The organism is Thermoflexus sp. (assembly GCF_025055495.1).
Lineage (GTDB): Bacteria > Chloroflexota > Anaerolineae > Thermoflexales > Thermoflexaceae > Thermoflexus.
Genome location: NZ_JANWXB010000056.1, coordinates 1 through 11589, shown reverse-complemented (window position 1 = coordinate 11589; position 11589 = coordinate 1). Strand labels below are relative to the sequence as shown.

Here is an 11589-nt window from a genome sequence, read left to right as displayed (position 1 = left end):
GATGAAGCGGTTTGGGGGCTGGGCGGGCCGTCGAAGGTGGCCGGCCTAGCCCCCAAAAGCCCTCGAAGGGAGAAACAGGCATTCGCGCTCTCCAGAGGCTTATCCATGGAGCTTTTTCCAGAAGCCATCGTGCTGATTGCTGTGGTGCGCAGTCCGCAAGACTGGCGATGGATCCAGGAGACCCGGGCGTATCGCATCCCGTTTCGTCATGCCCCATCGCTGGCCCCCCTAGTGGACTTCGTTGCCTTCTACTATACAGCCGCCTTCGGGCCCGAGCGCTGGTCCATCCGTTACTACGCGCCTTTAAGAGGCCATGAGCTGGTCCGACGCCGCGATCTGTTCCCAGAGGAATTCAATCATCCCCGAGCGGAGGAGCTGTATTATCTGTTGCAACTGGGGCCTCTGCAGCCGCTCTCCCATCCTGTGGCCAGCCGACGCTGGCATCGATTCACCTTTCTTCTGACCACCGGCGAACGTTTGCTTCAGGCCTCGGATCTTTCGGAGCTTCCTCTGGAGGGGACCGAACGGCAGTTGTTGCGAGGAGCGTTACGAGAGGAAATGCGGGCTTTCACCCGTTGAGGGGTGCTTACTTAGGGCGGACTGCACTTCCTGTTTGTGGGTTTTGTGGGGGGTGAGGCCCTTTGGGCCTCAGGGTGAGGGATCTGAGGGAACAGGGTCATCACCACAGCCCCTCTATCCGTCTAAGAAGTTCCGCCATTCGCCTCCTCAGGGGGCTTTGGGTAGAGCCGGGCGCCTTCGGCGCCCGGCTCCGTGTCATCCTCCAAGAACAGGCAGGCGATCCACATTATCCCTTTACCTTATACCTTCAACCGATAAACCCCCCGTCGAACCCGCTGGAACAGATCCTGGTTCTTACGGAAGATCAGCGTTAATCGGGCCCGCTGCATCTGCGGATCCTTCCCCGGAACCTGGAGCCCCCGATCCATCAGCGCCCGGCGGATCTCCTCGAGCTCCATACCCTGGGGCGAGGCTTTCAGCACTTCCACGATGTTATTCACCAGCTCCCGGGTGCGGCGACGCCGGGGCATCGTGGTCTGTCGGAACAGACCGATGAGCCCCTCACCCAGAGCGGGATACTTCTCAATGAGCTCCGCGATGTCCTCCAGCAACCGCAACTGGGCCTGGATATACTCCCGCCGTTGCTCTACATCGGCCAGCTGAGATCGAAGCAAGCTGATCCGACTTTCCAGAATCTCCTTCATTGAGCAACCTCCTGTTTCAGATATTGAAAGATCATCTAACAAGCGACCCGAGCGTTTTATGATCTTTTCTCGGGGAGGCCGAGCACCGAAAGCCTTCGATTTGTCCGGAAATATCCTCTTGCTCAGTCAAGGCATGCGGCAGGCTGCTTCGCCGCTCCCTTGCCACTTTACAGCCCAGAAGGGCATGCCCTGGGCCGGAATGAAGAATGCTAAGATGTCAACAGAGCACACAATTTGTTTAAAGCCCGGCGGATAAACTATATCACAAATTCCAAAGCGAGTCAAATCAAGTTGCGAGCATCTCATTATCTCCGAACAAACACTGGATCTCCTCTCTTTTCTTGGGTAGTGTTTCACCGCTGACAAAGAGGAGATGCGGCGGGAATGGCCCCTCCCCGCTGGCTCCCCAAAGCCCGAAGGGCGTCGGGGGGGAAGGGTCCAGCGGACGATGCTCCGACCTTTTTAGGCGGGCGAGGCTGTCGAAGATGGCCTCGCCACCCCAAATAAGGCACGATCTGTTCCAGGGAAACACTACGCTATTCGGATCCTTTAACGCCCTTGATCTTAGAGTTTATCCAAAAACAGGAGTTGCTGATTGTTAGGAACCAGTCGGATGAGGCGGAATGGCTCCATCCCCAAAGCCTCGAGGAAGCAAACGGCGTAACTTCTGCAGAAAATTTAGACCGATTCGCCGATCCCCTCATCCGGGGCTTTGGGGGCGGGCAAGGCCGCCTTCGACAGCCCCGTTCGCCCTCAAGCCTCCCCTGAAAGAGCAATCGCCAGGTTGTGCTTTGTCCAGCTATAACCTGGGGATTTGAGGAACCGAAGCCCGTTCGGAAGGCCATGGCCCCTCCCCAAGGCCCAGAGGGCCGTGGGGAGGGGGGAAAAAAATCTTTCAGGGGCGGTGCGGGGGGCCAGAGGCCCCTCGCACTGCCCCCCGAAAACTCCCAAATGAAAAATGGACAAAGCAGTAGTCCAAAGTCCAGCTATAGACAAAGAAAACAGAAAAAGATCCTGGCTCATCTTCGGAAGACCGGTCGCGGGCCGGATCCCACCGCGGGGGTTTGATTGAGGTGGGTGGCTTCGCCGCCCACCCACCTCAATCAGCCGTTCGTTTCTTGGCATGGGAAGGGAGAGTGGGGAGAGAGGAGGGAGGATCAGGCCCTCTTTTAGCCACCAGGAGATCGGCTCATCGGCCTGCTACAGGACACGAGATAAGCTCGCTTTGAGCTCCCAGAACAGAGCCCTTTCCTCTCCGTGCGGCCTGTGCCACGTGGGGAGAGGAAGAAAAGGGAAGGGGAGCCATTCCCCTTCACGAAGCGATGTGAACATCACTATCCCGGGAAGAGGCGAGCAAACTTAAGGGTGGAGCAGGTAACGCCGTCGAACCCAGGCGCTCAGGGCATCCATACCGATCACCAGGAGAAGCACCGCCAAGAGCACGGTGGTTAGACGGGAATAGGCCATCGTGCCCAGGTAAGCCTGCATGTAAAACCCAATCCCCCCCGCGCCCACCAGGCCCAGGACGGTGGAGGCCCGCACGTTGTATTCCAGCATAAAGAGCAGCTGGCTGAGGATCGCGTTGGCACTCTCCGGCCAGAGGACAAAGCGGATCAGATGGCGGCGCTTCGCGCCTACCCCTCGCATGGCCTCCAGGATCTCGGGATCGATCGCCTCAAAGAGCTCCGCATATAGCTTGGCCAGATAACCCACCGTGTAAAACGCCAGCGCCAGGGTCCCTGCCAGAGGGCCCAGGCCCACCACAATCACCATCAACACCGCCCACAGCAGCGAGGGCACAGTCCGGATGGCCGCGACCAGGAAGCGAACCACGGCCACCACTCCTGCTGGGAACAGAGTGCGGGACCCCAGCACGCCCAAGGGAAAGGAGAGAAGGAACCCCAGTATGGTCCCTGCAAACGCCATCTGGATCGTTTCCAGGAGGGCGCCCGTGATCGTGGGCAGAATCCGGACATCCGGCGGGAACATCTCATGAGCGAAGCGGGCCAGATTGAAAGCCCCCTGAATCAAACGCCCGGCCTCGAAAAACCCCATCCCGTTCAACAGCCAGGCCAGCAGGGCCATGAGCCCCAGGCTGAACCCCAGTTCCCGCCACCGGCGCCTTTCCAGGGTTTGCCAGGTTCCACGAACAGCTACGCGCTTCGCGCTCATTTCAGCGCTTCCCTTTCATAATCTCCCATAATCTCCCGGAATAACGGCCACGTCAGATCGAGGGCCGGGCTTTCGAAAACCACCCGGCCGTCCTTCAGGATCACCACATGCTCGGCGAACTCCTGAACCAGCTGGAGCTCATGGAGATTCAGGATCACCGTCAGGCCCCTCTCCCGGGCCAGGCGATAGACAAAGGCCAGCACATGAGCCGCTCGCGGAAGATCCAGATCGGAGACGAACTCATCTGCCAGGATCAGCTGAGGATCCTGCATCAGCGTGCGAGCGATGGCGACCCGCTGACGCTCTCCCCCGCTGAGGCGGAACACCTTCTCGTCGGCCCGATCCGCCAGATCCAGCACCTCGAGCAACGCCATGGCCCGTTCGATCTCCGCGCGGGGGAAAAACCCCAGGGCCGTTTGCCATCCGCGATGACGAGCCAGGGATCCCAGGAGCACGTTCTCCAGCGCCGTCAGACCCCGCACCAGCCCCAGCTGTTGCGGGATGTAGCCGACGCTCCGACGCAGGGCTGGCTCCAGCTCTCCCCGCACCGGATGCCCCAGGAGGAGAACCCGACCTCGGGGGAACGGAAGCAACCCGGCCAGGATCCGCATCAGGGTGGTCTTGCCCGCGCCGGAGGGCCCCATGATCGCCCAGAATCCCCCCATGGGGATCTGGAGATCCACGCCACGCAGGATCCAGCTCCCCTCCCGGTAAGCGAACCAAAGGTCCTCGACTGCCACCGCCGGTGTGGGGACGGTCAGCGTCTCTTCCGATTGCAGAACGGTCAGCGGTTGCGTCATCGGAAATCCCTCGGCGAAAAGTTCCATCAATAAGACAATAGGATGGGGACAGGGGATAAGCCCCTGTCCCCATCCTGGGCATTCTACGGGTTAATCCGCTCCGCGAAAGCGATGTGGGTGCGCTTCACATACTCGCGGAGCGCCCCCAGGTGAGTCTGGGCATCCGTCCGCTGGAACCCCACAAAGATCCCCGAGATGAACTGGCGCATCAGGCTCCGGTATTCCGGCGCGCTCAGCCCCATGAGGGCATCGATCACCTTCGAACGCAGCGGCTCCTGAAGGGCCGGGCTCACCACTACCACGTGCGAGGGCAGCGGCCCCTGCTGCTCCAGGACTCGTGTGTTCGCCAGAACCTCCTGATACAGCTTCTCCGGGACATCCCCAGCGATGATGGTGACATCCACCTGCCCGGCCTTCAGCGCCTCCCAGCACTGACCGTAGCCCCCGGCGAACAGCACCTGGCCGAAGAACGTCTTGGGATCGACCTCCCGTCCTTCCGGGGGCTCCGACAGCAAGCCCAGCTCGATGAGCCGGGCCATCGGCGCGATGTAACCGGATGTGGAAATCGTGCTGGGGAAGCAGGCGCGCTTACCCCGCAACTCCTCTAAGGATCGATACGGGCTGTCCTTCGGAACGACCCAGTAGGAGTAGTAATAGGTGGCCTCCGTCTTCTGGGAGTCGTGGATGACCTCCCGCACCTCTGCCAGGACCACCTGGGCCTTCGCCCGCTCCACCGCCAGGAGCCCCGCGAAGGGCCCCATGAAGGCCACATGCGCCTGACCGAAGCGCAGCGCCTCGACGACCCCGGCCTGGCTGAGCGGGACATAGATCTCCACCTCCACGCCCGGCCCCAGACGCTGCTCCAGATATTGCTCCAGCGGCCGGGCCTTCTCCTGAACCTCCGCGGCGGTGAGGGTGGGCTGCACCGCGATCACTACGCGTGTGGGCTGGGTCTGCGGCGGCGCGCAGGCCGCGCCGAGTCCCACCAATGCCCCGATGAGGAACAATCGGTGAAGGGAAAGACGCATGACATCCTCCTAGGTTGAATGTGACATGGATCACTCTAACCACCTTTGGGGTGCGCTGTCAATAGAAAGGAGTTAATCGAGAAATTTTCAAGGAAGTTTTTAAATTAAGTAACCTGGCTTAACTTGGGGGCTATGGATCGCGCAGGGTGGAATTGCTTCAAGAGGAGGACAGGGGTTAGGAACCGCATGGCGGGCCTTCAGCGTGACACGGCTACTGACTGATATGCGCCGGTGGTCTTCGGCCAGACAGGCGGCGACGCCTTCATCGATGAGGTCTCGCTGCGGGAATTCTCCGGCGGCCAGCCGGTCGGGCCGGAAGGGTTGCGCAAGAACCGATTTGCCTATGACAGCCGCACCACCGCCGACGGCAGCCCGGCACCGACCTCGGCGCGGCTCATCCTGAACGACGACCACTGGCACACCCTGATCATCGCCTTCCGGAACCGCTTCGGCACAGGGGGCACAGCGTGGATCGACAACGTGGAGCTGATCGCGCCGGACGGCCGTCAAGCGGATCTCAACGGCGAGTTTGACCCCACCTCCATCCTCTCGGACACGGCGCATCTCACCGCTGCCCTGAGCCAGCAGATCGGCGGGCGGGCCGTCACCGGCCCGCACAAGCCGGTCACCCGCGGCGAGGTAGCCATCGGCGACGATGGGGATTACCAGGGAGACCATGTGTGCAGCCAGACGCTGGACGTGCAGGGCATGTGGCTGCACCACTTCGTCTGGGGGCCAATCAACCCAGGGGGACTATATGAACTTTACTGGGACCCAGTCAACATCCGCCGCCACAACCTGTATTACCACTTCAGGGCCTTCCGCAACTTTATGGACGGGGTCCCGCTGAACAACGGACGCTATGAAGATACTCGGGCCGTCGCCTCCCATCCCGACCTGCGCGTCCTGGGGCGGGTAGACCGGAGCGCTGAGCGCGGCCACCTGTGGGTGCACAACCGCCACCACCCCTGGTGGAACGCGGTGAACAACGTGCCGATCCCGCCGATTTCGGGCACGATTTCGGTGGGCGGGCTGATTTCGGGCACTTACTGCGTGACCTGGTGGGATACCTGGAGCGGCACCATCTTCCTCACCCAGACGGTGCCCACCGCCGTGAGCACCCTGACCCTGGCGCTGCCGGCGCCGCTGGCGATCGACGTAGCGCTCCAGTTTGCCCGGCTATCCGACCGGGTGCACGGGGTCGATCCGCCTGTTGTGTGTCGGGGCAAGAGGTAGTGCTTTGACCCGTTATGAATTCGGGGTTTGGAGAGCGGAAGCCCGTTCGGAGGGGCAATGGCCCCTTTCTCTTTCTCCCCCCTCCCTACGGCCTCTGGGCCGTGGGGAGGGGGTAGAAGAGAAACTACGCCAGCTCGAACTCCATCCTCACCTCCCAGGTCTCCCCCGGATCCAGGTGAAGGAGCCAGTGGGCTGTCAGGCTGGTTCCCTCATAGACCCGCTCGAACCCGGCCTCTGAGTTCGAGATCGCCTCTACCGGGAATTGCCACCAGGCCGCTGGCCGGCTCAGGCGGATCACCACCCGCCCCCACCATTCATGAACAATGGCCAGCTCGTCGGATTCAGGGAGCTCCTCCAGCGTTGCAAAGGAGCGCAGTTCCCCACCCGGCCACACCGTATAGGCCCTCTCGCTGTCGCTTCCGGACATCCCCCAGTTCACCTCGACGCCGAATCGGGCCCGGATGGGAGAGAGCCCCATCGGCGTCAGGCGATAAGAGACCCGGAGGATCGGCCGATCCGAAAGGGCCTCCAGGGTCTTCTCCAGGCGTAGGGGCTTGGGACCCTCCGGATCCCACACCTGGCCATCCCGACGGAGGACTAAGCAAGGGTGAGGCTCCGCCTGCAAGGTGGCCAGCGTGTAGGGCTGATTGACGAAATCCCCCCATTCGGCATACTGGGCCCGGTAGAATTCATCCAGCGAAGTGCCGGGAGCCATGAGATGATCGATCAGCCCGGTCCGCCGATACCAGTCCACGATCAACCGCTCCTCCAGGCCGATCTCCTTCACCCGCACCCGATGGGTATGGATGCTCTCCACACGGCCCTCCTGGCCGGCCAGCACAATCTCCCCGCGGGCTGCCGCCTCCTGGAGCACCCGGTGATAACCTTCCCGGTGCCGGGTCATCCCGTTCAACAGGTTCAGGGCTGCGTCGCGGCGGTCCCATTCGAGGATCTGACCGCCCCGATGGGGGCCGATCAGGAGCCACTGATGCGGCGTCCCGATCACGATCTCTTCCTGGGTGTCCGCATCGAAGTCCAGGCGCTCCACATAGGCCCAGGGCCCCGCCCCATAGCGCGCTTCATCCGCAATGGCTTCGGCGGTGATGAGATGCTGATAGTTCGCCTCGCGGATATGGAACAGATAGATGCCGCCGAACACCCCGTGCCAGTAAGGGCAATTGCACTGGCCCGCCCACACATGATCAAGGGCCTCCGCCCGCCGCGCCGGATCCGGGAGGGCATGGACCTTCCGGCTGACCCAGAGCATCTTTTTGTGCATCTGGTTGACCTCCGGGTATTTGGCCAGAAAGACCCGCCAGAACCCTCCTCGGATGAACCGGAGGAGATCCCATCGGCCTTCCGCTTGTAGCTGATGTTTGAGTTCGGTGAGCTCCATCGAGACATCTGGAGGCAGAGCCCACTCGGTCATCTCATCGTAGGAAGCGGTGGGAAGATACACCTGGCCGAGCGGGGGGAAGCGGGCCGCGTATTCGCCCGGTGGAATGGAGATCAACCAGTCGGCGTTTTCCTCGATGGCCGTGAAGAAGGCCTCGATCCACCCCCGATCCCAGCAATGGAGATCCGTCCCCGGCCACAGGCCGAACTTCTCCCCATCGTCCCCCATCACCGCCACGCGGGGCGGGGCGCCCGGAGGGAGCGGCCGCTCCGCCTGCTCCCGCAGCCAGTCGATCACCTCGGGCACGGAGGCCCAGGGGATGGTGTATCGCAGATGCTTGGAGGTGCCGAAGATCTTCAGGGGATATCCCAGCTCCTCCGTCACATAATAGCCGAAGAGGTCCTCATCCGTCAGCCCGACCCACTTGAAGTGGGTATCATCCACGATGGTGTATTGAAGGCCCGCGCGGGCCAGCGAGCGGGGCAGATGCGGCTCCCACACCCGTTCCGCCAGCCAGAAGCCGGCCGGCGTCGTCCCGAAATCCGCCTGCACCGCCTCGATGTGCTTGCGGATCTGACCCTCTTTGTCCTCATCCGGGATGATCGCCAAGATCGGCTCGTAATAGGCCCCGGCCATGATCTCCACCTGGCCCCGCTCCACCAGACGGCGGATCCGGGGGAAAAAGTCCGGGCGGTGCTCCAGGAGCCAGTCCCGCAGCGGCCCCGTGTAGTGGAGAGCAACCCGAACCCCCGGATGCCGCTCCAGGGCGGCGATCATCGGCTCATAAGCCCGACGATACGCTTCCTCAAAGACCCAATCGAAGTTCCCAACGGGCTGATGATTATGGAAGGCCAGCGCCAGATAGATCTTTGCCATATATGGATTTCCTCAAACAGTTTGATAAAGCGCTTTACTTCGAGGAAGGATAAAGCGGAACAGGGGATCTGTCAAGGGGAGCACGGCGTCCTTCGGAAACTGGGTGAGCCGCTCACGATCCGGCCCTTGGGGGCTCGATGTTCCCTCTCCCCCTTCGTCCTGCCCGGAACTGACCCCTTCCCCCCTCCCCACAGTCCCGAGGATGTGGGGAGGGGAAAACAAAGGATTAGGAGGGTAGGCGCCTTCGCTGCGCTCAACCCCCTTCACGGTTTAAGATCCTCGAGGTAACGCACCAGCAGGCGCACGCCGTATCCCGTCCCTCCTTTCGGCACATATCCCCGCGCCTTCTCCGCCATATCCATCGGCGCGATGTCCAGATGGGCCCATGGAACGCCCTCGGGGGCAAACTGCTTCAGGAACATCGCCGAAGTTCCCAGCCCCCCGTAGCGGCCGCCGCTGTTCTTCACATCGGCCACATCGCTCCGGATGCGGTCCAGGTAATCCTCCCACAGGGGCATCCGCCACAGACGCTCGCCGGTCACCTGGGCTGCCCGCAGTAATGCCTCTGCCAGTTCGTCGTTATCCGAGAAGAGGGCGGCGGCCACATCCTGCCCCAGGGCGATGATGGCCGCTCCGGTCAGGGTGGCCACATCGATGACCGCGCGGGGGTTGTAGCGCGCCGCGTAGGAGAGGGCGTCGGCCAGGATCAGACGGCCCTCCGCGTCGGTGCTCACGATCTCGATGGTCTTGCCGTTGAGGGCGCGCAGGATGTCCCCCGGCTTGAACGCTTTCCCGGAGGGCATGTTCTCGCAGGCCGGGGCCAGGGCCACCACCGGGATCGGGAGCTGGAGGGCGGCAGCGGCCAGGGTAGCGCCCAGGACGGCGGCTGCGCCGGCCATATCGCCTTTCATGGTCAGCATCCCCTCTTCGCTCTTCAGGTTCAGCCCACCGCTGTCGAAGGTGATCCCCTTCCCCGCCAGAACCACTGGCCGCTCCAGCCGACCCTCCGGGGCATATTCCAGGATGATGAAGCGGGGCGGCTCCTCGCTGCCCCGGGAGACCGCCGCCAGGGCACCCATCCCCAGGGCGACGATCGCCCGCTCCTCCAGGATCTGCGCCCGGACGCCGACCTCGTGGGCCAGCGCGCGGGCCTCCTCCGCCAGCCGGCGAGGCGTCATGTCCGATCCGGGTTCATTCACCCAGTCCCGAACCCGATTCACGAAGCGCGCGAGGATCTCCGCGCGGCGGGCTCCGGCGGCGATGGCCGCCTCCTTCGCCGCATCGAATTCCACCAGAAGAAGAACCTCCGGCCTCGGCCGATCCGCGTTCTCCCTCTTCCGCTGATAGGTATACAGCCCCAGCAGGGTGCCTTCCACGGTGGCGTGAGCGGCTTCCTCCGGAGAAAGGCCACCGCGGCCGGCCCCGTGGATCACCGTGGCCAGCCGTCGCACATTCAGCTCGCGGGCCCGCTGGGCCGCAGCGGCCGCCGCGTGGCGGACCTTCTCCGCATGGAAAGAAGTTTCCGGGCCCAGGCCGACCAGGATCACCCGGGGCGCCGGGATCCGGCCATCGGTGTAAAGGACCAAGGTCTCGCCCAGGCGGCCCCGGAAATCCCCGGCGGCTAACACCCGGGAGATCCGCCCCTCCAGCGCCCGATCCACCGCCGCAGTGGCTCCCCCGGGGGTCGTGACGCCCTCCAGCAGGTTCACCACCACCGCGTCCGCTTCTACCTCCTGAATCGCGCCGATCCGGACCTCGATCTGCATCCCAGAACCTCCTATCGAGGAGCTCTTCCCGAAATCCAGGTCTGGCACTATAACACAATCTAAGCGCTCCGTCCATTCGCGCCGGATCCCCTCGCCAGACCAGCCTCTCCCATTCGGAAAAAAGGCGAACGCTCCGGGATCCTCCGGGGCCTCCAGCGAGGCCTGGATATGGAAAGCAGGTAGCCCAGCGGGCCGTAGGGAAGGGCTGAACCTTACGCCGTGTTAACCGGATCGCGTAAGATATCACAATTTTGTTCCATGTTTCCCGAATTGATCGGCATAAAGGTTCTTTCTGCCATGAAAGGCCTGCATGCCTTGACAGGAATTATTGTTCCTCGGTATAATCAAAAATGCCTTCCGAGGATATCCTCTCCCGTGAGCGCCTCGATGCGGCTGAAAGGGTCCTATCGGTTTAAGACGGTCATTGATCGCGTCTGGGGGGCCCTGATGAATCCTCAGGTGATCGCCCGTCTCCTTCCAGGAGTGGAACGCCTGGAGCCCGTCGGCAACGATGTGTATGAGGCGGAGATGCGCCTGGGCATCGGGCCCATCAGCGGTCGTTATAAAGCCCGTATCACCCTCTCCGAGATCGATCCCCCGAACCATTACCGCATCCGGATCCAGGCTCAGGGTCCTCAGGGCACGGTGGATGCCAGCGGCGCCATCGACCTCACCGCGGACGATGGGGAAACCGTGATGCACTATGAGGGCGAGGCCACAGTGACCGGGTTGCTGATGAGCATGGGCGCCCGGCTCCTGGAGCCCACGGCCCAGATGCTGGTGAACCAGGGCCTGAAGAACCTGGAAGCCCAGCTGGCTTCCCTTTGAAACCGGAAGGAGGGCGCGGGCTACCTTTGACAGCCCACGCCCCCAGAGAAAATGGAAGTGCGCCGTCCGACTCCTCCGGGTTTTGGGGGAGGTGGAACCATCCCAACCGGTTCGGCGAGCTCCCAAGGGGGTATAGGAGTTACGCCGTTGGGAGTGCAATGGCTGGGGCAGGATAGGCCCCGCCCCCCAGCCCCCCAAAAAGCCCCCGGAAGGAGCCAACCGCGCAACTCCCAATCGATTTTGGGCGGGTGAGGCCGCCAAAGG

The 11589-nt window shown here is 62.7% G+C and carries 9 protein-coding genes; 3 read left to right on the top strand and 6 right to left on the bottom strand.

Features of this window, described 5'->3' with window-relative positions; all coding sequences use genetic code 11:
- Window positions 1-105: 105 nt before the first annotated feature.
- Entirely contained in the window at window positions 106-579 is a 474-nt protein-coding gene (locus NZM16_RS02045) for a hypothetical protein (protein WP_295452822.1), read from the top strand.
- A gap of 239 nt (window positions 580-818) precedes the next feature.
- On the opposite strand, the gene NZM16_RS02040 is transcribed toward NZM16_RS02045, so the two are convergent.
- The 4 genes from NZM16_RS02040 to NZM16_RS02025 all read right to left on the bottom strand — a co-directional run bounded on the left by NZM16_RS02040 (window position 819) and on the right by NZM16_RS02025 (window position 5223).
- Window positions 819-1223 (bottom strand): hypothetical protein, encoded by a 405-nt coding sequence (locus NZM16_RS02040; RefSeq protein WP_295452824.1) that lies wholly within the window; start codon window positions 1221-1223, stop codon window positions 819-821.
- Between the two features lie 1359 nt (window positions 1224-2582).
- A complete protein-coding gene (gene phnE, locus NZM16_RS02035; protein WP_295452825.1) occupies window positions 2583-3395 on the bottom strand; it encodes a phosphonate ABC transporter, permease protein PhnE in 813 nt (270 codons plus the stop codon).
- Window positions 3392-4195 (bottom strand): phosphonate ABC transporter ATP-binding protein, encoded by an 804-nt coding sequence (locus NZM16_RS02030; RefSeq protein WP_295478168.1) that lies wholly within the window; start codon window positions 4193-4195, stop codon window positions 3392-3394. Before NZM16_RS02030 ends, phnE begins: the two co-directional genes overlap by 4 nt.
- A gap of 83 nt (window positions 4196-4278) precedes the next feature.
- Window positions 4279-5223 (bottom strand): phosphate/phosphite/phosphonate ABC transporter substrate-binding protein, encoded by a 945-nt coding sequence (locus tag NZM16_RS02025; RefSeq protein ID WP_295452830.1) that lies wholly within the window; start codon window positions 5221-5223, stop codon window positions 4279-4281.
- A gap of 321 nt (window positions 5224-5544) precedes the next feature.
- Here NZM16_RS02025 and NZM16_RS02020 point away from each other — a divergent pair, with 321 nt between their 5' ends.
- A complete protein-coding gene (locus tag NZM16_RS02020; RefSeq protein ID WP_295478166.1) occupies window positions 5545-6459 on the top strand; it encodes a hypothetical protein in 915 nt (304 codons plus the stop codon).
- A 124-nt stretch (window positions 6460-6583) separates the two neighbouring features.
- Here NZM16_RS02020 and NZM16_RS02015 read toward each other — a convergent pair whose 3' ends face one another.
- Both NZM16_RS02015 and NZM16_RS02010 read right to left on the bottom strand, forming a co-directional pair.
- Window positions 6584-8731 carry an alpha-amylase/4-alpha-glucanotransferase domain-containing protein gene (locus NZM16_RS02015; protein ID WP_295453094.1) on the bottom strand — a complete coding sequence of 716 codons (2148 nt, stop codon included), beginning with the start codon at window positions 8729-8731 and terminating at the stop codon, window positions 6584-6586.
- Window positions 8732-8994: 263 nt separating this feature from the next.
- Window positions 8995-10497 carry a leucyl aminopeptidase gene (locus NZM16_RS02010; protein ID WP_295453092.1) on the bottom strand — a complete coding sequence of 501 codons (1503 nt, stop codon included), beginning with the start codon at window positions 10495-10497 and terminating at the stop codon, window positions 8995-8997.
- 387 nt (window positions 10498-10884) lie between these two features.
- Here NZM16_RS02010 and NZM16_RS02005 point away from each other — a divergent pair, with 387 nt between their 5' ends.
- A complete protein-coding gene (locus tag NZM16_RS02005; protein WP_295453089.1) occupies window positions 10885-11325 on the top strand; it encodes a carbon monoxide dehydrogenase subunit G in 441 nt (146 codons plus the stop codon).
- Window positions 11326-11589: the final 264 nt, after the last annotated feature.

Excerpts from the sequence above, each read along its gene's own strand:
- NZM16_RS02045 (WP_295452822.1), top strand. The coding sequence starts at position 106 with ATGGAGCTTTTTCCAGAAGCCATCGTGCTGATTGCTGTGGTGCGCAGT.
- NZM16_RS02040 (WP_295452824.1), bottom strand. The coding sequence starts at position 1,223 with ATGAAGGAGATTCTGGAAAGTCGGATCAGCTTGCTTCGATCTCAGCTG.
- phnE (WP_295452825.1), bottom strand. The coding sequence starts at position 3,395 with ATGAGCGCGAAGCGCGTAGCTGTTCGTGGAACCTGGCAAACCCTGGAA.
- NZM16_RS02030 (WP_295478168.1), bottom strand. The coding sequence starts at position 4,195 with ATGACGCAACCGCTGACCGTTCTGCAATCGGAAGAGACGCTGACCGTC.
- NZM16_RS02025 (WP_295452830.1), bottom strand. The coding sequence starts at position 5,223 with ATGCGTCTTTCCCTTCACCGATTGTTCCTCATCGGGGCATTGGTGGGA.
- NZM16_RS02015 (WP_295453094.1), bottom strand. The coding sequence starts at position 8,731 with ATGGCAAAGATCTATCTGGCGCTGGCCTTCCATAATCATCAGCCCGTT.
- NZM16_RS02010 (WP_295453092.1), bottom strand. The coding sequence starts at position 10,497 with ATGCAGATCGAGGTCCGGATCGGCGCGATTCAGGAGGTAGAAGCGGAC.
- NZM16_RS02005 (WP_295453089.1), top strand. The coding sequence starts at position 10,885 with ATGCGGCTGAAAGGGTCCTATCGGTTTAAGACGGTCATTGATCGCGTC.